21 protein-coding genes and 2 pseudogenes are annotated in these 21,238 nt (G+C 68.3%); 11 read left to right on the forward strand and 12 right to left on the reverse strand.

The window, feature by feature from the left end; genetic code table 11:
• The first annotated feature begins 43 nt into the window (after nt 1-43).
• Both ACLJPX_RS18715 and ACLJPX_RS18720 read left to right on the forward strand, forming a co-directional pair.
• Nucleotides 44-907 carry a geranyl diphosphate 2-C-methyltransferase gene (locus ACLJPX_RS18715; RefSeq protein ID WP_101607964.1) on the forward strand — a complete coding sequence of 288 codons (864 nt, stop codon included), beginning with the start codon at nt 44-46 and terminating at the stop codon, nt 905-907.
• 26 nt (nt 908-933) lie between these two features.
• On the forward strand, nt 934-2,070 hold the full coding sequence (locus ACLJPX_RS18720; RefSeq protein ID WP_410601222.1) for a family 2 encapsulin nanocompartment cargo protein terpene cyclase: 1,137 nt from the start codon (nt 934-936) through the stop codon (nt 2,068-2,070).
• Nucleotides 2,071-2,158: 88 nt separating this feature from the next.
• Here the strand turns inward: ACLJPX_RS18720 and ligA are convergent, their stop codons facing one another.
• From ligA to ACLJPX_RS18735, 3 genes are all read right to left on the reverse strand, one after another.
• Nucleotides 2,159-4,150 carry an NAD-dependent DNA ligase LigA gene (ligA, locus tag ACLJPX_RS18725; RefSeq protein ID WP_410601223.1) on the reverse strand — a complete coding sequence of 664 codons (1,992 nt, stop codon included), beginning with the start codon at nt 4,148-4,150 and terminating at the stop codon, nt 2,159-2,161.
• 54 nt (nt 4,151-4,204) lie between these two features.
• The gene (locus ACLJPX_RS18730; protein ID WP_410601224.1) at nt 4,205-5,302 is read right to left on the reverse strand and encodes a calcium:proton antiporter; all 1,098 of its coding nucleotides are present in this window, start codon (nt 5,300-5,302) and stop codon (nt 4,205-4,207) included.
• A 65-nt stretch (nt 5,303-5,367) separates the two neighbouring features.
• Nucleotides 5,368-5,904: a TetR/AcrR family transcriptional regulator gene (locus tag ACLJPX_RS18735; protein ID WP_410601225.1), complete on the reverse strand. Its 537-nt coding sequence runs from the start codon at nt 5,902-5,904 to the stop codon at nt 5,368-5,370.
• Nucleotides 5,905-5,983: 79 nt separating this feature from the next.
• On the opposite strand from ACLJPX_RS18735, the gene ACLJPX_RS18740 reads away from it, so the two are divergent.
• Complete coding sequence (locus ACLJPX_RS18740; protein ID WP_410601226.1) at nt 5,984-7,435, forward strand: aldehyde dehydrogenase; 1,452 nt, start codon at nt 5,984-5,986, stop codon at nt 7,433-7,435.
• Between the two features lie 25 nt (nt 7,436-7,460).
• Here the strand turns inward: ACLJPX_RS18740 and ACLJPX_RS18745 are convergent, their stop codons facing one another.
• Nucleotides 7,461-7,718 carry a hypothetical protein gene (locus ACLJPX_RS18745; protein ID WP_101607958.1) on the reverse strand — a complete coding sequence of 86 codons (258 nt, stop codon included), beginning with the start codon at nt 7,716-7,718 and terminating at the stop codon, nt 7,461-7,463.
• A 317-nt stretch (nt 7,719-8,035) separates the two neighbouring features.
• On the opposite strand from ACLJPX_RS18745, the gene ACLJPX_RS18750 reads away from it, so the two are divergent.
• Complete coding sequence (locus ACLJPX_RS18750) at nt 8,036-8,569, forward strand: hypothetical protein (RefSeq protein WP_410601227.1); 534 nt, start codon at nt 8,036-8,038, stop codon at nt 8,567-8,569.
• Nucleotides 8,570-8,645: 76 nt separating this feature from the next.
• Here ACLJPX_RS18750 and ACLJPX_RS18755 read toward each other — a convergent pair whose 3' ends face one another.
• The 3 genes and pseudogenes from ACLJPX_RS18755 to ACLJPX_RS18765 form a co-directional block, all read right to left on the reverse strand.
• Nucleotides 8,646-10,121, reverse strand: a complete 1,476-nt coding sequence (locus ACLJPX_RS18755) for a trypsin-like serine protease (protein WP_410601228.1) — start codon at nt 10,119-10,121, stop codon at nt 8,646-8,648.
• A gap of 154 nt (nt 10,122-10,275) precedes the next feature.
• Nucleotides 10,276-10,677: a hypothetical protein gene (locus ACLJPX_RS18760; protein ID WP_410601229.1), complete on the reverse strand. Its 402-nt coding sequence runs from the start codon at nt 10,675-10,677 to the stop codon at nt 10,276-10,278.
• Nucleotides 10,678-11,219: 542 nt separating this feature from the next.
• Nucleotides 11,220-12,076, reverse strand: a pseudogene (locus ACLJPX_RS18765) (helix-turn-helix transcriptional regulator).
• A gap of 101 nt (nt 12,077-12,177) precedes the next feature.
• Here ACLJPX_RS18765 and ACLJPX_RS18770 point away from each other — a divergent pair.
• Nucleotides 12,178-12,399, forward strand: a pseudogene (locus ACLJPX_RS18770) (Atu4866 domain-containing protein); the annotation flags it as partial.
• A 45-nt stretch (nt 12,400-12,444) separates the two neighbouring features.
• Nucleotides 12,445-13,188: an SDR family NAD(P)-dependent oxidoreductase gene (locus ACLJPX_RS18775; protein WP_410601335.1), complete on the forward strand. Its 744-nt coding sequence runs from the start codon at nt 12,445-12,447 to the stop codon at nt 13,186-13,188.
• Here the strand turns inward: ACLJPX_RS18775 and ACLJPX_RS18780 are convergent.
• Nucleotides 13,175-13,669 (reverse strand): DinB family protein, encoded by a 495-nt coding sequence (locus ACLJPX_RS18780; RefSeq protein WP_410601230.1) that lies wholly within the window; start codon nt 13,667-13,669, stop codon nt 13,175-13,177. The two genes, ACLJPX_RS18775 and ACLJPX_RS18780, sit on opposite strands and share 14 nt — an antisense overlap.
• A gap of 28 nt (nt 13,670-13,697) precedes the next feature.
• A complete protein-coding gene (locus tag ACLJPX_RS18785; protein ID WP_410601231.1) occupies nt 13,698-14,708 on the reverse strand; it encodes a DUF2891 domain-containing protein in 1,011 nt (336 codons plus the stop codon).
• A gap of 82 nt (nt 14,709-14,790) precedes the next feature.
• On the opposite strand from ACLJPX_RS18785, the gene ACLJPX_RS18790 reads away from it, so the two are divergent.
• The 4 genes from ACLJPX_RS18790 to ACLJPX_RS18805 all read left to right on the forward strand — a co-directional run bounded on the left by ACLJPX_RS18790 (nt 14,791) and on the right by ACLJPX_RS18805 (nt 18,155).
• The gene (locus ACLJPX_RS18790; protein WP_410601232.1) at nt 14,791-15,483 is read left to right on the forward strand and encodes a class I SAM-dependent methyltransferase; all 693 of its coding nucleotides are present in this window, start codon (nt 14,791-14,793) and stop codon (nt 15,481-15,483) included.
• Nucleotides 15,484-15,558: 75 nt separating this feature from the next.
• A complete protein-coding gene (locus ACLJPX_RS18795) occupies nt 15,559-16,362 on the forward strand; it encodes an ABC transporter permease (RefSeq protein WP_410601233.1) in 804 nt (267 codons plus the stop codon).
• Between the two features lie 15 nt (nt 16,363-16,377).
• The gene (locus ACLJPX_RS18800; protein WP_410601234.1) at nt 16,378-17,400 is read left to right on the forward strand and encodes a glycine betaine ABC transporter substrate-binding protein; all 1,023 of its coding nucleotides are present in this window, start codon (nt 16,378-16,380) and stop codon (nt 17,398-17,400) included.
• Entirely contained in the window at nt 17,397-18,155 is a 759-nt protein-coding gene (locus ACLJPX_RS18805) for an ABC transporter ATP-binding protein (protein ID WP_410601236.1), read from the forward strand. The genes ACLJPX_RS18800 and ACLJPX_RS18805 overlap by 4 nt, the downstream gene beginning before the upstream one ends.
• Nucleotide 18,156: 1 nt before the next feature.
• Here ACLJPX_RS18805 and ACLJPX_RS18810 read toward each other — a convergent pair whose 3' ends face one another.
• Nucleotides 18,157-18,618 carry a DUF1348 family protein gene (locus ACLJPX_RS18810; RefSeq protein WP_410601237.1) on the reverse strand — a complete coding sequence of 154 codons (462 nt, stop codon included), beginning with the start codon at nt 18,616-18,618 and terminating at the stop codon, nt 18,157-18,159.
• Nucleotides 18,619-18,705: 87 nt separating this feature from the next.
• Here ACLJPX_RS18810 and ACLJPX_RS18815 point away from each other — a divergent pair, with 87 nt between their 5' ends.
• The gene (locus ACLJPX_RS18815) at nt 18,706-19,272 is read left to right on the forward strand and encodes a TetR/AcrR family transcriptional regulator (protein WP_410601238.1); all 567 of its coding nucleotides are present in this window, start codon (nt 18,706-18,708) and stop codon (nt 19,270-19,272) included.
• A 51-nt stretch (nt 19,273-19,323) separates the two neighbouring features.
• On the opposite strand, the gene ACLJPX_RS18820 is transcribed toward ACLJPX_RS18815, so the two are convergent.
• Nucleotides 19,324-19,959 (reverse strand): response regulator, encoded by a 636-nt coding sequence (locus tag ACLJPX_RS18820; protein ID WP_410601239.1) that lies wholly within the window; start codon nt 19,957-19,959, stop codon nt 19,324-19,326.
• Nucleotides 19,956-21,131, reverse strand: a complete 1,176-nt coding sequence (locus ACLJPX_RS18825; protein ID WP_410601240.1) for a sensor histidine kinase — start codon at nt 21,129-21,131, stop codon at nt 19,956-19,958. Before ACLJPX_RS18825 ends, ACLJPX_RS18820 begins: the two co-directional genes overlap by 4 nt.
• Between the last annotated feature and the right edge of the window lie 107 nt (nt 21,132-21,238).

A 21,238-nucleotide genomic window follows, 5' to 3' on the forward strand; every position in this document is an offset into this window, starting at 1 on the left:
TGTCACGACAACGAACACCAATGCTCCAGAAAGGACCACCCACGTGACCATCGCCCGCACCCCCGTTCCCGCCAAGGTGCTGCGCACCGAATACCAGAAGTCGGTGGCGTCGTACTGGAACAAGGAGAAGGACCCGGTCAACCTGCGGCTGGGTGACGTGGACGGGCTGTACCACCACCACTACGGGGTGGGCGAGGTCGACTGGTCGGTGCTGGAAGGGCCCGAGAGCACCCGCGACGAGCGGATCATCGCCGAAATGCACCGTTTGGAGACCGCGCAGGCGGACGTCCTGCTCGATCACCTCGGCGACGTCAAACCGGAGGACCGGCTCCTCGACGCCGGCTGCGGGCGCGGCGGCTCCAGCATCATGGCGAACGCGCGGTTCGGCTGTCACGTCGACGGGATCTCGATCTCGGAGAAGCAGGTCGAGTTCGCCAATCACCAAGCGGAGATCAGGGGCGTCGCCGACCGGGTGCGCTACCACTTCCGCAACATGCTCGACACCGGCTTCGAAACCGGCTCGCGCAAGGGCATCTGGAACAACGAAAGCACCATGTACGTGGACCTCCACGAGCTCTTCGCCGAGCACGCGCGGCAGCTGGAGTTCGGCGGCCGCTACGTCACCATCACCGGGTGCTACAACGACGTGACCGGTGGCCGGTCCAAGGCCGTCGCGCAGATCGACCAGCACTACACCTGCAACATCCATCCGCGCAGCCAGTACTTCAAGGCGATGACGGCGAACGATCTGGTGCCGATCTCGGTGGTGGACCTGACGGCGGACACGATCCCGTACTGGGAGCTGCGGGCGAAGTCCTCGGTGGCGACCGGGATCGAAGGACCGTTCCTCGACGCCTACCGGGAAGGCAGCTTCCACTACCTGCTCATCGCCGCGGACCGCGTCTGATCCCGCGAGACCACCGGAGTGAAGTGATGACGGAACACGGTGCGCTGGCCACGTTGCTGGCCGGTCCGAGCGGACTGGGCACATCCGCCGCCCGGCTGGCGGCCAGGCTGGCTCGACCGGCCGCGATTTCTCCGGCGGTGGAGGAGGCTCCGCCGCCGGAGGGACCCGGCCTCGATCCGGCGTACGCGTTCCGGCCGTGGGGTGACGGGTCGGCACCGCCGCTGTACTGCCCCGTCACCGAACGGATCAACGAACCGCTCGCCGAAGAGGTCGACCGGCGGCTGGCCTTGTGGGCGGGGGAGTGCGGGTTCGACGAGGAGGAATGCGAGCAGATCGGGACGGCGGGCTTCGGCAGGCTCGTCATGCTCGCCCACCCGGACTGCGAGGATCCCGACAGACTGCTGATCTCGGCGAAGCTCAACGCCGCCTGGTGGGCGGCCGACGACCTCTACGCCGACGACACCTCGCTCGGCGCCGTCCCGGCGGAGCTGCCGCCGAAGCTCGCGCTGGCGATGGCCGCCATGGACCCGGTGCCGTCGTTGGGGGAGTTCAGCCGCGATCTCGACGAAACCCTGCGGAGCGACCGGGTTCTGATCGCGCTGAATTCGGGTATCGAGTATCTGCGGGCGTCCGGGACGGCCGCGCAGGTGCAGCGAGTCTGCTATTCGACGTTCGCGATGTTCGTGAGCTGGACCGCCTACGCGGCTTGGCGCCACAGCGGGAAGTACCCGCCGGCTTGGGAGTATCTCGCGGCCAGGCAGCACGACAGCTTCTACACGTCGATGACGTTGATCGACGTCCTCGGCGGCTATGAACTGACGTCGAACCTCTACTACGACCCGCGGGTCCGTGAGGCGGCCATCCAGGCGGGTACGGCGGCCGTGCTCGTCAACGACGTGCATTCGGTCACCAAGGATCTGGAGGACGAGTCGCCGCCGTGCAACGCGGTCCTGTTGATCGCCGACGACCGGAAGTGCTCGATCGCGGAGGCCACGGCGATCACCGTCGAGCTGCACAACGACGTCGTCCGGGACTTCCAGGCGGCGCACGAAAAGCTGAGCGCGGTGCCTTCTCTCGAACTGCAACGGTTCATGCGCGGGTTGCGGGGGTGGATGGGCGGCGGTTTCGAATGGCACTCGACGAGTCCGCGGTACCGGACGTGATGGCCCCCTTCCTTGCGCTAGACGCAAGGAAGGGGGCCATCACGTACTTCAAGCGACGCTTTCGCGACACTGCTCACGAGATCTACGCCTAGACGACGCCCGCGGCGATCAGCTGCTGCCAGATCACACCCTGGTCCACGACCTCGACTTCGAGCTTCTCGGCCTTGGCGATCTTGCTCGCCCCGACGTCGGCACCGGTGATGAGCATGTCGGTGTTCGCCGAGACCGACGTCGCGGTGGTCGCGCCCGCCTTCTCGCACAACCGCTGGAAGGTCGGGCGCGGCACCTTTTCACCGGAACGGGGGTCGCTGATCGACCCGGTGACCACGACCGTCTTGCCTTCGAGCGGCGCACCGGCCACGACGACCGGCGGGAGGTCCTCCTCGCGCACGTCCAGTGAGACACCGACCTCCCGCAGCCGCTCGAGTTCGGGGCGCAGCCGCGTGAGGTGCTCGATCAGGGACGCGGCGACCTTCGGGCCGATGTCGTCCACGGCGACGAGACCCTCTTCGCCCGCGGCGGCGACGTCCTCCAACGAACCGAACCCCGCCCGGCACAGTCGCGCGGCGGTGCCCTCGGAAGCCATCGGAATCGCCAGCCCGATCAGCGCCCGGCGCAGGCCGACGGCGCGGCTCGCGTCGATCGATTCGATCATGCGGGTGGCGGAGATGTCACCGATACGGTCGAATTCCAGCAGCGTTTCCTTGGTGAGCCGGTAGAAGTCCGACGGGTGTTCGAGAATCCCGGCTTCGGCGAGCCGCTCGATCCAGACCCCGCCGATCGCGTCGATGTCCGCGGCCGCTCGCGAAGCCCAGTGGATCAGACGGCGGACGGTCTGCGCGGGGCAGGCGACGTTGGTGCAGAACAGCTCCCGGCTTTTGCCCTGTTCGGTCAACGGTTCTTCGCACGACGGGCACACCGACGGCGGCACGATTTCGCGTTCCTCACCGGTGCGCTTGGAGGCGTCCAGGACGCCCGCCACGAACGGGATCACGTCACCGGCGCGGCGCACCAGCACGGTGTCGCCGATCTTGATGCCGCGGGCGCGGATGACTTCCTGGTTGGCCAGTGTCGCCCTGGTGACGGTGGTCCCGCCGACGAACACCGGCTCCAGCCACGCCACGGGAGCGATCTTGCCGGTCTTGCCGACATCCCAGACCACATCGGCGAGCACGGTGGTCTTCTCCTCGGCGGCGAACTTGAACGCCAGTGCGCCGCGGGGTGAGCTGGACCGGGTCCCGGCGGCCGCGTACGCGTCGCGATCCGCCAGGCGCAGCACGGCGCCGTCGAGGTCGTAGTCGAGGTCGTTGCGCTGCTCCTCGATGGTCGTGATGACGGCTTGTGCCGCTTCCGCGTCTTCGCAGTGCCGCATGTCGGCGGCGGTGAAGCCGAGCGTCCGCAGCGCGCCGTCCAGATCAGTTTCCGCGCTGTCGGGTTCGGTCGACAGGTCGAACGCGAAGAACCGCAGGCGCCGCTCGGAGACGGTGGCCGCGTCCTTGGCGCGCAGCGTTCCCGCGGCGGCGTTGCGCGGGTTGATCAGCGGCTTGTCCGGATGCACCTTGTTGTACGCGGCGAAGGTGGACCGCAGCATGACGGCCTCGCCGCGCACCTCGACCCGCCCGGGGGCGTCGACCTTCTCCGGGACGCCGTCGGTCAGCGCCCGCACCAGCGGGGTCACGTCGTCACCGGTGGTGCCGTCGCCCCGGGTGATCGCCCGCGCGAGCCGCCCGTTCTCGTAGACCAGGGCCAGCGACAGGCCGTCCAGCTTCGGCATGACGACCACCGATTGACCGGGAAAACGGGTGAAGAACGCCGCGACCTGCTCGGGTTTGGTCGCCTTCTCCAGCGACAACATCGGCCGCGAGTGCCGGATGGGCGCGTGCAGCACGGCGGGCGCGCCGACCTGATCGAGCGGATTCGGATCGGGGGCCAGCTCGGGGTTGGCCTCGATGAGCCCCCGCAGCTCGTCCTCGACCGCGTCGTAGTCGGCATCGGCCACCTTCGGCGAGCCCCGGTAGTAGGCGTCGCGAAGGACGACGATCTGATCGGCGAGTTCTTGGATGCGGTCCCGAGCGTTCACGGGGCAGAGATTACCCGTGACCACCGACAGAACACCGTCCGAAGAGGACTCGCGTCACGGGTTGACGGCGAGGACCAGGAACGAGGCCAGCAGCACCAGGTGCACACCGCCCTGCAGCCGGGTCGCGCGGCCGGGGACGACGGTGAGGACGCTGACCGCGATCGTCAGCGCGAGCAGCACGATGTGGGTCGCGCCGAGGCCCAGCAGCAGCGGCCCGTCCAGCCAGATCGACGCCAGCGCGATGGTCGGGATGGTGAGCCCGATGCTCGCGATCGCCGAACCGTAAGCGAGGTTGAGGCTGGTCTGCATCCGATCGCGCCGGGCGGCCCGCGTCGCGGCCAGGGTTTCCGGCAGCAGCACCAGCAGCGCGATGACGACACCGACGAACGACTGCGGGAAACCGGCCGCGCTGACCCCGGCCTCGATGGCGGGCGACTCGACCTTCGCGAGACCGACGACGGCGACCAGCGCGACCAGCAGCAGTCCGAGGCTGGTCAGCGCGGCCTTGTTGGTCGGCGGCTCGGCGTGCTCTTCCTCCTTGACGGCGCCGTCGGTGTCGACCGGCAGGAAGAAGTCACGGTGGCGCACGGTTTGGGTGAGCACGAAGAGGCCGTAGAGAAGCAGCGACGCGACGGCGGCGAACGTGAGCTGTGTGCTGCTGAAAGCAGGCCCTGGGGTGCTGAAGGTGAACGTCGGCAGCACGAGGGTCACGGCGGCGAGGGTGGCCACGGTGGCGAGGGCGCCGCCACTGCCCTCCGGGTTGAAGTGCGTCTCGCCGTAGCGGCGGGCACCCACCATGACCGAGATGCCGACGATGCCGTTCGTGGTGATCATCACCGCGGCGAACACCGTGTCGCGGGCCAGCGTCCCCGCCTCGGGGCCGCCCGAGGACATCATCGTGACGATCAGCGCGACCTCGATGACCGTGACCGCGATCGCCAGCACCAGTGAACCGAAGGGTTCGCCGACGCGGTGCGCGACCACTTCGGCGTGGTGCACCGCGGCCAGCACCGTCGCGCCCAGGGCGAGCGCGACGATGGCCACCGGCACCGGGCCCAGATCTCGGCCCCAGCTCAGAGCCAAGACGACGATGGCGAGGACCGGTGTGACGGTGGTCCAGGACACGGGGAATCGTCTGCGCGTGGCGGCCATGACGTCACTTTCGCACACCCTGCGTGACGTCGCCGCTCCATGCGGGGCACAGGGTGACGAAGTTCTTAGTGGATGCCGACACCGTCCAGAAAGGTCCCGACGAGAAGGTCGGCGGCGCGCGGGGCGTCCAGGTCCTCGCGGGAGGCGAGATGGAGGAGCTGGATCAGCAGACGGCTCGCCCAACCGTCCGGGACGTCCGCCCGGAGGAACCCCTCGTCGGTGGCGCGCCGGAGGAAGGAGTCCACGTCGGCGGTGAGCCGGCTTCGACGTTCCTGGATGGACGGTTCGGTGCGCATCCGGGTCAGCTCGACCGGCCAGGCGCGGTTGACCTCGATGATGCCTTCGACGTAGCGGTGCAGTGCCACGGGGACCGCCGACTCGGTGAGCCGGGCGCCGCGGACCACCTCTTCGACCGCGGTCAGCCGGGAGTCGTAGATGGCCGCCAAAAGGTCCTCACGGGAGGCGAAGCGCCGATAGACGGTGCGCCGGTCCACGCCGGCTTCTGCGGCGATCGCGCCGATGCTCGCCGATGGGTCGCTCGCCAGCATCCGCGCGCCCGTGGTCAGGACTGCTTCGAGATTGCGCGCCGCATCAGCTCTCACGTTCGGGAATGTATCACACGCCTGTGTCGTTAACTGCCATAAGTGCTACGTTGATGTGACATTTAAGAAAGGCGGAACGGTGATCACGAACGACAAGCTCTTCATCGGAGGCGAATGGACGACGCCGAGCAATCCGGCGTCGCTGGACATCGTGTCCCCGCACGACCAGTCCGTGCTGGGCCGTGTCGTCCAGGCCCTTCCCGCCGACATCGACCGTGCCGTCGCCGCGGCCAGGACCGCTTTCGACGAAGGACCGTGGCCGCGGACCCCGCCGGAAGAACGGATCGCGGTTCTTCAGCGGCTGAACGCCTTGAGGGAGGCCCGCGCGGACGAGATCGCCGAGCTGATCTCGGCCGAGAACGGCTCGGCCCTGTGGTTCACGCGGGCCGGTCAGCCCGGAGTGGGACGGCTGGCCGTCTCGTACCTGAAGGCTGCCGAGGAGTTCGGCTGGGAGGAGACGCTCACGCCGTCGGACCCGTCCGCGCCGTTCCGTTCGATCGTGCGCCGGGAGCCGATCGGCGTGGTGGCCGCGATCATCCCGTGGAACTCACCGTTCTCGGCGTCGATGGCCAAGATCGTCCCGGCGCTGCTCGCGGGGAACGCGGTCGTCCTCAAGGTCTCGCCGGAAAACTCGCTCAGCATGAGCCTGCTCGCGGACCTGCTGGCCGAGGCCGGGCTGCCGTCCGGGGTGATCAGCGTGCTGCCTGCGGACCGGGAGACCAGCGAGTACCTGGTGAAACACCCCGGCGTCGACAAGATCGCGTTCACCGGCTCGACCGCCGCGGGCCGCCGGATCGCCTCGCTGGCGGGTGCGCAACTCAAGCGGGTCAGCCTGGAACTGGGCGGCAAGTCCGCGGCCGTGATCCTGCCCGACGCCGTGCTGGAGGACGCGATCGCCGGACTGAAGTTCGGGTCGCTGCTCAACAACGGCGAGGCGTGCATCGCGCAGACGCGGATCCTCGCGCCCCGTAGCCGGTACGACGAGATCGTCGACGGCCTCAAGGAGATGATGGAGTCCCTCGTCGTCGGCGACCCGGCCGACGAAAAGACCTTCATCGGCCCGATGGTGCGACCCGGTCAGCAGCAACGGGTGCGCGACTACATCGAGATCGGCGTCGCCGAGGGCGCGCGGCTGGTCACCGGAGGTCCCGAGATCCCGGACGGCCTCGAGAAGGGCAACTACGTCACGCCGACGTTGTTCGCCGACGTCGACAGTGCGATGCGGATCGCCCAGGAGGAGATCTTCGGGCCGGTGCTGGTCGTCCTGCCTTACGACGACGAGGACGACGCGATCCGCATCGCGAACGACTCCGAGTACGGGCTTTCCGGCGGTGTCTGGTCGGCCGACGAAGAGCACGCGCTCGCGGTCGCCCGGCGGATGCGCACCGGGACGGTCACCGTCAACGGGGCACCGATCGGCTTCGATGGCCCGTTCGGCGGGTTCAAGGCCAGCGGCGTCGGCCGTGAATACGGTGCCGCCGGCCTTGCCCAGTACGTGGAGCTCAAGACCGTCACCGTGCCGAACTCGTGAGTGGTAAGGACGGTTCTAACCGTCCTTACCACTCACGAGACGCAGGCGCGGGGATCTTGATCGTGATCCGCTGGTCCGACGCCAAGATCCGCTGAAGCCGGAACCGGCAGAGGGTATGGAACATCTCGCCCAGTTCCTCAGGGTCGATGCGGCCCTCGAGGTCGCGCCTGCTCGCGTTGAGCACGCGGCTGATCACGGCAGCGGGCACGCGGCCGCCGAACTCGCCCATCAGCCAGACACCGATTTCGCCGATCTCGTCCGTGATCGTGCGCTGCGCGGTCATCAGCCTTACCCCTCTGCGTCGGAGTGCCGCCGGGTTTGTCCCGGCGACACTCCGACGTGCGATGGGAAACCCCATGACGGCGAATCCGCGAGATTGCTCTACTCGGCGCAATCGGCTGTTCCCCAAGGCTCCGGACGCCCACGTTCTGTGCCCGCTCGATGGCGTCAGCGTGAGCACCGGGCGGTTCGCCTTCGGTTGCACGGAACCGTGCAGCGGCCCCGGGTGATCTCCGGGGAAACCCCGATGCGATCGGCATCTGCGTATGTCAGCCTCGGTAATGACCATTGTGGACAGTCAGAGAGGAGGGCGCACGCGTAGTGGCCCCACCAAGGGATGAAGTAGTCGCGGAGTGGATCGAGGAACTGACGGCCTTCACCGAGCTTTACCGGGCGGCGGAGACCGAGGGGTCGGCTGAGGCGGTGTCACACGCGGGGTGGCACGCCGGGGCCCGGCTCGGGCCGGACACCGCGAGCGGGCGGTTGCTGGCCTACAACGAGTCGGGTGTCGAGGCGGAGTGCGTCTTCCGTGAGGGAGAGCGCACGCTGTTCAACATCATGAGCACCGGGTACGGGAACGACACCACCGAGCGAGGGTTCGCGGTGTGGAGTTCGCGGCCGGGTGTGCTCGGCGCGATCGATGCCGGGGTGACCCGGCTGGAGGTGGCCGACACGGACGGCGTGATCGTCCCGGCCGACATCGTGGCCCACACCTTCGCCGTCGATGTGGACCTGGGGCCGGCACCCCAGACCGTGGACGAGGTGTTCGCGCCGTGGGAGCCGCCGGAACTGACGGTCCGGGTGTACGGCGAGGGCGACACGTTGCGGTACGAAGGTCCGCTGCTGATCAGGTGACCGACCGGGTGTGAATACGTGAAGGCCCCCTTCGCTGCGCTAGACGCAGTGAAGGGGGCCTTCACGTACTTGGAGATCAGCCGTTCGAGGTCGTGATGACCGCGAACTTCGAGCCCTGGCCGGCGATCCGCTCGCTGAGATCGGTGGTGATCGTCTCGATCGGCGCGTAGTTGTTCAGTTCGCCCGCCTGACAGGGGCCGGACCGGGACTGCTGGTTGCCGATCAGGATGCCCAGTGCCGCGTGATCGGCCTGGCTGAACAGCGGTCCGCCGCTGTCGCCCGGCCGGGCGCAGAGGTCGGTGTTGATGCCGACGTCCGTGGAGAGGACACGGCCGCAGCGGGTTCCGACGAGGTAGCCGGCGCCCGCGCCACTGTCGACGGAATCCGGGTAGTTCACCGCACTGGACGCCGTCCCGCTGGCGCAGACGACCCACCCGGCCTTGATCTCGGCGAGCTTGCGGGCACCGGTGATGTACTCGTCCACCGAGGTGGCCTGCGCACCGCACGGGGTGTCACCGTTGCTGTCCATGCCACCGTTGCGGCAGTACTTGAGCACCCGGTTACGGCCGGTCTGGCCCTCGAGCCACTTCGTGGCGGCCGCGTCGTTGACGTACGGCAGAGCCGCGTAGTCGTACGGGTACGAGCTCTTCTCGATGCCGTGCTGCTGCAGCACGGCGTTGCCGTTGTGCTGGGTCGGCGTGTTGTTGGTCTTCGTCCTCATGCAGTGCCCCGCGGTGAGAACCCAGCCCTTGCCGGGGAAACCGCCGCCGGTGGAGCGCAGGTTGAAGCCGCTCGTGCAGCCGCCCCAGGTGCCGTCGTCCCGCTTCATGTCCAACCGGATACCGCCACGCATGGGGCCGTAGTTGGTGCAGTAGAGCGGATGACAGAAACCCAGGTCCACGTTCGGCGTGGCCAGCGCGTTCGGGTTCGCCAGGACGCGGGAAACGACCACGCCGGGTTCCGCCGCCGCGGCCTGGCGGGCGGTGTTCACTTCGGCGGTCACGACGTCGCCGGCGGCACGCATGGCCACCTTCTCCTGAGCCACCCAAGAGCGTTCCCACAGCACGACGCGGTTCTCGGACTCACTCACCGACGGCAGGTAGACCGCTTCCGGTCCCGCGCCGACCTTGGCCGCGACACGTTCCTTCGCCGCCGTGAGCTGCTGCAACGAGTGCTGGACCCGCTGTGTGCGGACATCGGCCCTGGCGGGCATCGCCTTGAGATACGGCTCGGCCCTGGCGGGTTCGGTCATGGCCACGACCAGCTGGCCCTTGCCCTGGTCGAGCCACATGCCCCCGTATTCGGCGCCGCGATCACGTCGCAACAACTCGTCCAGTTTGACGCCGTCGGTCTGCAACTCCAGACGGCGCAACGCCTCCTGCTCGTTCACCTGGTAGGTCTCGACCAGGTAGCGCACCGACTCCCGCACCGTGGCGGGGTCGAGCGAGGTGTGGAACGACTGCACGGTGTCGGCCAACGCCGGGCTGCCCAGTGCCGTGGTCGCTGCCAGCACCGAAACGGCCAGGGCCCCCAGTCTTCTAGCTCTCCGCACGAGATCTCCTCACATGTCAGGGACTTCGCGATCATTTAACCGGAGGACGCCGGGCAGGCGGGGAGATTTTCCAACAATGCGGCGGAATCACAGGTTTTGTGCGAGCTGCGCCGGGCCCCGTGCCGACAATCCGGCCGACACGGGGCGAATCGGGCTACAGACTCGGTTCCCGGCGCTGCTTACCTTGGCGGGCTTTGACAATCCAGGCGCCGAAGAGAGTCAGGAGACCGACACAGGTACCTGCCGACGCACCGATCTCCGGTGTGCTGATCTTGACGAGTCCGACGACGATTCCGCCGCCGATCGTCAGGAGGAGACACATCCTCAGTGTCGGAGCCCAGCCGGCGAGGACCGCCATCGCCAGGCAGAGCCAGTTGTCGCGGGTCTGCACTTTGCGGTGGCGCCCCGGGCTCTTCAGGAGAGGTCGCGCCGCGCGGATCATTTCCGCCGAGGTGGCGATCCGAGGCGGCGGCTTTTCGATGTGCTCTATGACAACTTTGACCCGTTGGGGCGGGTCGCTGTCTGGTGCCTTCGCGTTATCAGGCTGTAGGGTCACGGCTGTCCTGTCCTTGTTCTAGCGAGCGGGCGATTTGGACATCCGCGTGGCCTCCTGTGACAGCAGGGGGCCACGCGCGCGTTACCGGGTCTTCACTCGGTGCAGCTGAAGACATCTTGTCGAAAGCAGTCTGTGACCGTTCAGTAGTACAGCGTGTGTCGCGCTGAACGGTATGCACGCGTCGCTCAGCGGTCCGAGTGACTCTTGAAGCTACTCAAAGTAGTCGGCGGCATCGAATGGACCAGAGGCGTCAACCGGACTCGGCGGCCCGGCGGTCTGCCTTCCCGGCGCCGTGCCTGGTCACCGCGACTTGCGCCGACGCAGTGATCTCCGCAGGTGGGGAACCATGCCGACGACGTTGCGCGCATCGGTTCCGCAAGCATGAAAGATGCTGATCGCAACTGGCGGGTACGGCCAACTTCGGCCAAAACCGACGGGATTCGAGCATTCGCGCTCACGGTGAGTTCACTCGAACAGGTAGCTGGCCGCCTTTGTCGCCTCGCCTGGCTCACGAACAGCGAGTGACTGCTCTGATCGGGTGGTCACACTCCGGACAGGTCGTCGTCGGTAGTCCTTGCGCGGCGTTCCGTGGCGTGAAGGCTGCTCAGCAGCGCGAGAGCCCGGGCGCTGGGGGTGGCGGGTTCGGCGTGGTAGATGATCAATTGCTGGCCGGGAACACTGCGGACGTCGAAAGCCTGGTAGGTGAGGGTCAGCGGGCCGACGTCGGGGTGCACGAGATGTTTGGGTTCGCGTGTTTTGCCGCGCACCTGATGGGTCTCCCACAATTCGCGGAAGAGCGCGCTGCGTTCGGCGAGTTCGGCCACCAGATCTCGCAGACCGGAGTCCTGCGCGTCGAAGCCCGCTGCCACCCGCAGGTTCGCCACGGTGGCCTGCGCGGTCCAGTCCCACCGCGCGTAGAACCGTCGTGCCGCGGGGTCGAGGAAGGTCATCCTGGCGAGGTTGTCCACCGCGCGGAACGGTGAGAACAGCGCGTCGGCGAGGGTGTTGGTGGCCAGGACGTCCAGGACGCGGTCGAGCACGAAGGCGGGGGTGTTCGAGTAGCCGTCCATGAGCTGCCGCAGCTCGGGGCTGACGGTCCGACGCACCGGCGCGGGTACGCCGTCCGGTGTCGCCCCGGCCAGCCGGTAGAGATGCTCGCGGGAGTCGGGGTCGAGATCCAAGGCTCGGCAAGAGCATCGAGCACTTGCGGCGACGGACGGGTTTCACGGCCCTGCTCGAGGCGGGTGTAGTAGTCGGCGTTCACCCCGGCGAGCACGGCGACTTCTTCGCGGCGCAGTCCGGGCACCCGGCGCCTGCCGGAATAGCGCACGCCCGCGTCTTCGGGGGTCCGCCCCGCGCGGCGTGCACGCAGGAACGTTCCCAGTTCGCCAGTGCCCATGGGGCCAGGGTAGGTCGCCGCTTGTCGTGGTGCCTGGGTGTGGCACACCCAGGCACCACGTGTCCTGCCATCGGCTTTCGCCGTCGTCGACGTTGATCGGTATGACTAGCGATACTGACGTGGTCGGCATGTGGGTCACCGCGGACGGGCACATCCGGCAAGAGCTGCGTGCCGACGGGCGCTACGACGAAGCGCGCGGAGACCGGCGCAGCGCCTACACCGGGCGCTACACGGTGACCGGCAACCATCTCGACTACGTGGACGACACCGGCTTCACCGCGACGGGCGACATCCGCGACGGCGTGCTCTATCACGAGCATCTCGTCCTTTATCGAGAGTCCGCCGGAAGAGAAGACCCGCCTGGACGGCTGGACGGCAAGGTCGCGTTGATCACCGGCGCGACCGGCGGTATCGGACAAGCCACCGCTGAACTGTTCGCCCGCGAAGGCGCCCGTCTGATCGTCACCGACCTCGTCAAGGACGCCACGGAAGAGCTTGCCGAACGCCTGATCGCGGAAGGCGCGGAGGTGCTGGTGGCCTGTTTGGACGTCTCGTCGCCCGAGAACTGGAGCGAGGTCGTCCAGCTGACCGGACAGCGTTTCGGCAGGCTCGACATCCTGGTCAACCTCGCCGGCGTCGTGGACTGGCCCGGCATCGAGGACACCACGCAGGATTCCTGGGAACGGGTGATCGCGGTCAACCAGACCGGCACCTGGCTCGGGATGAAGACCGCCATGCCGCTGCTGCGCGCTTCCGGCAACGCCTCGATCATCAACACCTCCTCGGTGCTCGGGCTGGTGGGCAGCGGCGCCGCCGCCGCGTACCAGGCGTCTAAAGGAGCGGTGCGGCTGCTGAGCAAGACCGCCGCCGTCGAATACGCGACCCGTGGCGTCCGGATCAACTCGGTGCACCCCGGGGTCATCGCCACCCCGATGATCCAGGACCTCCTCGACGAGCAGGGCGACCGGCAACCGGACATCGTGCGCACACCCATGCGCCGCGCGGGTTTCCCCGCCGAGGTCGCTTCCGTGATGCTCTTCCTGGCCGGTGACGAATCCTCGTTCGTCACCGGGACCGAGCTCGTCGTCGACGGCGGTCTCACCGCCTACTGAACGCCTCGGGATCCTCGATCTGCTCGCGCAGGATGTCGCCGTGCCCGGCGTGGCGCGCGAAGTCCTCGATCAAGAGCAGGTAGATGAACCGCAAGCTGACGTCGCCGGCGCGGGGATGCGTCTTGACGACGTCGAGGTCGAAATCGGCGGCGATCGCCCGGGAGCGCTCACTGGCGCGCTCGAACTCGGTGATCACCTCGTCCAGTGTCTCGTTGTCGGCGACGACGAAACTGGCGTCGCCCGGCGTCGTGCCGCCGTCGCATTCGTCCTCGGGCAGGCCGGCGAGGACGTGCTGGAACCAGATTCGTTCGGCGACCGCGGCGTGTTTGAGCAAGCCGATCGGCGTGGTCATGGAGGTGACGAGACGGCGGCGGGCGTCGGCTTCGGACAGGCCTCGCACCACGCCGACGACCTCGGCCCGGTTGCGGTCGAGCATGTACTCGAGCAGACGACGTTCGGCGCCGGTGGTGGTTTTCGCCATCGACCAGGTCATTGTCGGCTCGATTCGCTCAGCTGAGCAGGAGAAGTGCGTAGTAGGCAAGGAAGTGCTCGACCATGTACGACCCGCCGGTGGTCTGCGGGAGCGACGCCTGTGTGTGGTCGCGTGCGGCGTCCACCATGGCGGTGATCCTGGCGTCGCCGTCGGGCAGGGCCTGGGCGAGGCGGTGCCAGCACCAGGCGCGATGCAGGTTGAGGCCGTGCAGGTGGGCGATCTGCCCGTCAGAGGGATCGGACACGGTCGCCGGGGTGAAGAGCGTCGCGGGTACCCGGTCGGCGAGGCCGGGAAGGAAACCGTGCAGCCACCCGGCGAACTCGGGCGCGGGGAGCAGACGGGAGAGGAGTTCGGCTTCGGCCAGGGCGGGAGACAGGAAGTCGGCTCCGGACGGTTCCCAGGCGCCGGGATAGTCGCGGTCGGATCCGAACCACCGCCAGGCGGTCTCGGTGATGGCCTGGTGCAGCCGGGAGTCACCGTCGTCCGCGAGATGGCGGGCGTAAGGCAGGGCGCGGGACAGCCCGAACGCACCGTTTTCGTGAATGCCGTACCGGATGGGATAGGCGGCTCGCGGCAACCAGTCGAGGTAGCGGGTGACGAAAACCTCGCTCAACTCTTTCAGGGCTGTCGACCAGCGTGTGGCATCCGGGTCTTCCCAGGTGGCGATCTCGAAGGTGAGTTCCAGCAGCGCGGACCAGCCGTACGGGCGCTGGGTGGTGCGGTGTTCCTCGGGGGAGAAGAAGGCGACCTCGCCGGCGAGTGCCTGGGTGGTCAGATGCTCGTCGAGCGTGGCGCGGATCTCCGCGGCCGGTACGAGCTCGGGGTGATGACGCAGCAGGCGAACCAGCACCCAGAACATCTCCACACAGGAATGCCAGTCGAAACTGCCGTAGAAACACGGGTGCGACAGTCGCGGGGCAGGGATGGTCACGCCTTCGAAGTGCCAGTGACTTTCGTGGTGCGGATACTCGCGTACGACGTTCGTCAACGCCGTCCTGGCCAGATCGCCGGCATTCGCCCTCAGCAAGCGGTCTCTTTCGGTGTCCCACCCGGTCATCCGCTGCCCCCTGGATTCGCCTTGGCTCCCGGAACAACCCTAGCGATCTATGATGAGAGGCGTGGACGAACGGCCGATCACCACTGCGCAGCGCAACTACCGGCGAGTCGCCGAAGAGCTCGAAAGCATGGAGAACCAGGACCGCTTCACCTACATCTTCCGATCCAGGCTGTGGAGTTCCGGCTCGGTCTCCGGACCTGGTTCCGAGGAGGTTCAGACCAGGGAGCTGCGCGATCGGCTACCGGGCCTGCTCGACCGGTTCGGAGTGCGCACGATGCTCGATCTGCCGTGCGGAGACTTCGGCTGGCTCAGTGAGGTGGGTCTCGATCTCGAGCGCTACATCGGTGCCGACATCGTCGCGGAACTGGTCGAGCTGAACGCCGCGCGGTTCCGGGACGATCCGGTGCGGGAGTTCCGGGTGCTCGATCTGACCGGTGATCCGCTGCCCTCGACGGATCTGGTGCTGTGCCGGGATTGTCTGGTCCACCTGAGTTTCGCCGACATCGAGCGCGCACTGCGCAACCTTCGGCGGAGCGGCTCCCGGTACCTCCTCACCACTACTTTCACCGAACTGGGCACCAACACCGACATCGCGACCGGCGACTGGCGGCCGTTGAACCTGTGCCGGGAACCGTTCGGATTCCCCGAGCCGCTGGCGGTGCTGGTCGAGGGATGCACCGAGGAGAACGGCGCCTACGCCGACAAGTCCTTGGGGTTGTGGGAGATCGCCGCGATCGTGGACTGAGCGCACCGGACGGTCGCGCTCCCAGCATGCGGAACCCCTACTGCGTCTGCCGCACCCTGCCTTAAGTTCCCCGGCATGTCCTCGTCGCGCCGGGCCGCCGCGCTCACCAGGCCCGCTCTGGCGCTCGCCGCCATCGTCGTCCTGGTGGTGCTCTGGCAGCTGGTCACCCTCGCCAAGCTGTGGCCGGAACAGATCGTCCCCGCCCCGGCACGGGTCTGGGATCAGCTTCTGTCCACTTCGGACTCCGCGAACGGTCAGGGCGGCTATGCCGGTTCCACGCTGTGGGAGCGGCTCGGCGTCAGCCTGCGGCGCGTCGGCTACGGGGCGGGGTACGGAATCCTGATCGGCATCGGGCTCGGGCTGGTGATGGGGCTGGTACCGGTCATCCGCGTGACGCTCGAGCCACTGGTCACCTTCCTGCGCGCCCTTCCGCCGCTGGCGTACCTGAGCCTGCTGGTCATCTGGCTCGGCATCGACGAGGAACCGAAGGTGTACCTGCTGATGGTCGCGGCGTTCCCGCCGGTGGCGGTGGCGACCGCCGCGGCCGTCCTCGGGGTCAACCGGCAGTACGTCGAAGCGGCGCAAGCACTGGGCGCCCGGCGGGCACACGTGCTCGCTTCGGTGATCCTGCCCGCGTCCGCCCCCGAGATCCTGACCGGGATCCGGCTCGCCGTCGGTGTCGCCTACAGCTCCGTCGTCGCCGCGGAGACGGTCAACGGTGCCGACGGTATCGGCGGGATGGTGCTCAACGCCCAGCGCTACAACCAGACGGCGGTCGTCATCCTCGGCCTGTTCGTCATCGGGATCACCGGTCTGCTCATCGACTCGGTGATCGTCGCCCTCGCCCGCCTGCTGTCCCCGTGGCGGGGACGGGTCTGAAACCAGGAGAAACCCTTGCCTCAGTTCACCCGGCGATCCGCGCTGTCCTTGTTCGGCGGGCTCGCCGCCGGCCCGCTGCTCGCGTCCTGCGGAGTCGGCGGGTCCTCGCCGAGCGCCGACGGGAAGACCGTCCGCATCGCCTACCAGAAGTTCGCCGACAGCACCCTGCTGGTGAAAGACCAGGGAACACTGGAAAAAGCCTTGCCGGGCTACCGGATCCAGTGGACCGCCTTCGATTCCGGCGCCAGTATCAACACCGCGTTCCTGGGCCGCTCGCTCGATCTCGCGGTGATCGGCAGCAGTCCCACCGCGCAGGCGTTGTGCCCGCCGCTGGCCATCCCGTACCGGATCATCGAGCTGCTGAACGTGATCGGCGACAGCGAGGCTTTGGTGGCGCGCAAGGAAATCACCAAGGTCGCCGACCTCGTGGGCCGCAAGGTCGCCGCTCCGTTCAGCTCGACCGCGCACTACAGCCTGCTCGCCGCCTTGCAGCAGGCCGGGGTCGATCCCGCGAAGGTCACCATCGTCGATCTGGAACCGCAGAACATCCTCGCGGCCTGGCAGCGCGGTGACATCGACGCGGCCTACGTGTGGACGCCGACGCTGTCCAGCATCCAGAAGGACGGCACGACCCTCATCGACAGCGCCCAGCTGGCCAAGGCGGGCAAGCCGACGTTGACCTTCACCGTCGCCAGTAACGAGTTCATCGACGCGAATCCGCAGGTGATCACCGAGTGGCTGAAGGCGACCAACGCGGCACTCGGGCAGATCGCCAAGGACCCGGGCACGGTCGCCGACGCGGTCGCCCGTCAGATCGGCAGCACCCGTGAAGACGCGCTCGCGCAACTGAAACAGAACATCTATCTCGACCACGCCCAGCAGCGCGCGCCCGAGTACTTCGGCTCGGCGTCGGCGCCGGGCGCGCTCGCCGATCGGCTGCGCGACACCGCCGAATTCCTGCGAGCACAGAAGAAGGTCGACGCCGTCCCGGCGCTCGAGACCTTCCGATCCGCTCTCCGTGTCCCGGAGACGGCATGAGCCCGCTCCTGGACATCGACGAGGTCGAGCACCGCTACCGCGACGTCGTCGCACTGGGCCCGGTGGACCTCCAGGTCGACGCGGGGGAGTTCCTGGTCATCGTCGGTCCGTCCGGATCGGGCAAGAGCACGCTGTTGCGGCTCGTCGCCGGGTTCGAGCGGCCGACGACGGGGTCGGTGACGCTCGCCGGGCGGCCGCCCCGGCCGGGACGCGACGTCGGCCTGGTCTTCCAGCAGCCGCGGTTGTTCCCCTGGCACACGGTGAACGGCAACATCACCGCGGCGCTGAGGTGGGCGGGTGTCCCGCGTGCCGAGCGCCCCGCCGCCGCAGCGTCGTTGCTGGCGAAAGTGGGGCTCGGGGACCTCGGCAAGCGGCGGGTGTGGGAGATCTCCGGCGGACAGCAGCAGCGGGTGGCGATCGCCCGCGCGCTGGCCGCCCGGCCGCGGCTGCTCCTGCTGGACGAACCGTTCGCCGCGCTCGACGCCCTCACCAGGGAGCGGTTGCAGGAGGACGTGCGAGGGCTGACCGACACGGAGGGGCAGGCCGCGGTGTTCGTGACGCACAGCGTCGACGAGGCGGTCTTCCTCGCCACCCGGATCATCGTGCTCAGTGACAGGCCGGGTCGGATCCTCCTGGACCTGCCCGTCGACCTGCCGCGAACCGGTGTCCCAGCGGCCGAACTGCGGGGTTGGGCGGAGTACGCGGCTCTTCGCGGCGAGGTCGCCACCGCGGTCCGGGCGATCCAGCCGAGCTGACCTACCGGAGCGGGAACTCGGCCCCGTGCTCGTCCGCGGGCCGGGGACCGTGGATGCGCCGCTCGCCGAGAGAAATGGCGACGTCGTTGATGCTCGCCTCGCGACGGCTCATGAGACCGCGCTCGTCGAACTCCCACAGTTCGTTGCCGTAGCTGCGCCACCCTTGCCCGGACTGGTCGTGCCACTCGTACTGGAAGCGAACGGCGATCCGGTTGTCGTGGAACGTCCAGAGGTTTTTGCGCAGCGCGTAGTCCAGTTCGCGCTCCCACTTCCGGGTCAGGAAGGTGAAGATCTCCTCGCGGCCCTGGACGAAGGTGTCCCGGTTACGCCACACCGAATCCGGCGTGTACGCCGATGCCACCCGGCGGGGATCACGGGTGTTCCAGGCGTCCTCGGCGGCTTGGACCTTCCGCAGGGCCGTTTCCTGGGTGAACGGCGGGAAGGGCGGGCGATCTTCGGACATTGTCGGCCTCCTCTGGTTGAGAACGTGCGTTCTCCACGTCTGACGCCTAGAGTAGGGAACGACCGTTCTCAACGTCAAGGAGTTTCGATGCCGGCCGCTGTCACCGACGAGCAGAACCGTTTGGACCGCGAAGCCCTCCTCGACGCGGCCGAGAAGCTGTTCTACGAAAACGGCATCCAGGCTGTCGGCATGGATCAGGTCCGCGCGGCGTCCGGCCTTTCGTTGAAGCGGATCTACCGGTTCTTCGAAGCCAAGGAGGACCTGGTGGTGGCGATGCTCAAACGGCGTGATCAGCGGTGGAGGGGCAGCCTGGCCGCCCATGTCGAGGAAGTCGAGGATCCCCGGGAGCGGGTGCTCTCGATCTTCGACTGGCTCGCCGAATGGTTCGCCGAACCCGGCTTCCGCGGCTGCGCCTGGATCAACGCACACGGCGAAGTCGGCCCCTCGTCGACGGCGGTGCTGGCCGAGGTGCGAGCGCACAAGCGGGCGTTCCACGAGCAGGTCGAGACCTGGGTGCTGGCTACGGGACTCGCGGTGGCGGAGCCGGTGTTCCTGCTCGCCGAAGGAGCCATCGTGACGGCCGGAATCAGCGGGGATCCGGCTCCGGCCCGTCAGGCGCGCGAGGCCGTCGCTGCGCTGTTCGGCGCCCCGTGACCTCGTGAGTGGTAAGGACGGTTAGAACCGTCCTTACCACTCACGAGGTGATCAGCGGCGGATGAGACCGAGGTCGGTCGCGGTGGCGACGGCGGCGGTCCGCGAGTCGACGCCGAGTTTGGTGTAGCTGCGCGCCAGATGGGACTTCACGGTGCCTTCGGTCAGGTGGAGCCGTTCGGCGATCGCCCGGTTGGACAGACCGTCGGCGACCAGGCCCAGGACCTCGATCTCGCGCAGGGTCAAGGCGATGGTGGGCATCCGCATGCGGTTCATCAGCCTGTCGGCGACCGTCGGGGCCAGGGTGGTGCGCCCGGCCGCGGCGGTGCGGACGGCGGCGGCCAGGTCTTCGGGCGGGGCGTCTTTGAGGAGGTAGCCGGTGGCGCCCGCTTCGATGGCGGGCAAGGTGTCGGCGTCGGTGTCATAGGTGGTCACGATCAGGACGCGGGGTGCGCCAGGCCGTGCGGTGATCGCGGCGGTGGCTTCGGCACCGGTCATTCCGGCGCCGAAGCGCAGGTCCATCAGCACGACGTCGACGTTGCCCTCGGCGGCGCGGGCGACCGCGGCCTCCGCGGTCGCGGCTTCGGCGACCACGACCAGACCGGGTTCGGTTTCGAGCACGGCACGGAGTCCCGCCCGGACGATGGGGTGGTCGTCGGCCAGGAGGAGGCGGATCGGAGCGTCGGTCACGAGCGGTCCTCCGGTTCGACGGGCAACCGCACGGATAAGGTCGTGCCGTGGCCGGGGGAGGACTCGACGGCGAAGGTTCCGCCCAGCGTCTCGATTCGGGTCCGCATCGCGGTCAAACCGAAGCCACTGGCGCCGGGGTCGAAGCCGATGCCGTCATCGACGACGTCGAGAGTGACCTGCTCGCCCAGGTAGCTCAGGGTGACGTCGGCGGTGGCCGCGTCGGCGTGCCGGACGGTGTTCGCGAGGGCGGCCTGGCCGATGCGCAGCAACGCGACCTCGTGCGTGGTCGGCAGCGGAACGGGGGCGCCGGTGAGGTGGAAGCGCGTGGTGATCCCGTGCCGGGCGCCGGTGGTGGCGCACAACCGTTCCAGCGCGTCGGCCAGCGTGGTGCCGTCGAGCGCGGGAGGGCTCAGCGCGACGACGAAGCGGCGAGCCTCGGCGAGATTGTCCGCGGCCGCTTGGCGCGCTTGTTCGACGTAGCGGGCCGCGTTCCCGGCGGTGCCGGGCAGCGTCCTTTCGGCCGCACGCAACAGAAGTTGAATACTCGACAGCCCCTGGGCGAGAGTGTCGTGGATCTCGTGGGCCAGCCGCTCCCGCTCGGCGAGCATTCCGGCCGTGTGCTGGGCCTCGGCGAGGTCGGCGCGGGTGGCGGTGAGTTCCTCGATCAGGCTCCGGCGGCTCTCGCTCTCGCGGTAAAGCGCCTGATATCCCCAAACGACGGCGACCGCGACGGCCGCACCGAGTGCCGGGCCGATCGCCGCAGCCGGGGTGAAGGAGCCCTGATGGGCGGCGAACGCGGTGATCGCGGCCACCGCTGTCACGATCACCGCGAGCAGGCCTTGGCGGCGCGGCAGCAGGTGCAATTGCAGGAAGTACAGCGGGAAGGCGACCCACACGCCGTCGGCGGTCAGCACCAGCAGTGCCAGCCACACGACGCCCACCGCGGTCAGCCACCACGTGGCGGCTCGTCGTGACGTCCGGACGCGGGGCAGGAGCGGTCCGGCCGCGTACACCACGGCGCAGAGCACCACCGTCACGGCGACCGCTCCCGCCCGGGGAGAGTCGTCGGCCACCGCCCGCGCGGCCGCCAGAGCGAGCAGGGCGAGGAGCAGCAGGTGCAGACACCAGGTCAGCACCCGGCTGGTCGGGGTCAGGACGGGCGCGGCGTTCACAGTATGTCCAGGTTACGGAGCCGGATCGGCAATCGCCTCTATCGAAAGGTGGAAGCGGCGCGCCGCCTTCCGGCCGGTGAAGTGCCATCTCCGGCGAGATGTCCATT

This window comes from Amycolatopsis sp. lyj-90 (assembly GCF_046549035.1).
Classification (GTDB): domain Bacteria; phylum Actinomycetota; class Actinomycetes; order Mycobacteriales; family Pseudonocardiaceae; genus Amycolatopsis.

What these genes read in the sequence shown, in the direction of transcription:
- ACLJPX_RS18795 (WP_410601233.1), top strand. Translation starts at nt 15,559, where the DNA reads ATGTCCTCGTCGCGCCGGGCCGCCGCGCTCACCAGGCCCGCTCTGGCG.
- ACLJPX_RS18720 (WP_410601222.1), top strand. Translation starts at nt 934, where the DNA reads ATGACGGAACACGGTGCGCTGGCCACGTTGCTGGCCGGTCCGAGCGGA.
- ACLJPX_RS18730 (WP_410601224.1), bottom strand. Translation starts at nt 5,302, where the DNA reads ATGGCCGCCACGCGCAGACGATTCCCCGTGTCCTGGACCACCGTCACA.
- ACLJPX_RS18810 (WP_410601237.1), bottom strand. Translation starts at nt 18,618, where the DNA reads ATGTCCGAAGATCGCCCGCCCTTCCCGCCGTTCACCCAGGAAACGGCC.
- ACLJPX_RS18780 (WP_410601230.1), bottom strand. Translation starts at nt 13,669, where the DNA reads ATGGCGAAAACCACCACCGGCGCCGAACGTCGTCTGCTCGAGTACATG.
- ACLJPX_RS18745 (WP_101607958.1), bottom strand. Translation starts at nt 7,718, where the DNA reads ATGACCGCGCAGCGCACGATCACGGACGAGATCGGCGAAATCGGTGTC.
- ACLJPX_RS18790 (WP_410601232.1), top strand. Translation starts at nt 14,791, where the DNA reads ATGAGAGGCGTGGACGAACGGCCGATCACCACTGCGCAGCGCAACTAC.
- ACLJPX_RS18805 (WP_410601236.1), top strand. Translation starts at nt 17,397, where the DNA reads ATGAGCCCGCTCCTGGACATCGACGAGGTCGAGCACCGCTACCGCGAC.
- ACLJPX_RS18815 (WP_410601238.1), top strand. Translation starts at nt 18,706, where the DNA reads ATGCCGGCCGCTGTCACCGACGAGCAGAACCGTTTGGACCGCGAAGCC.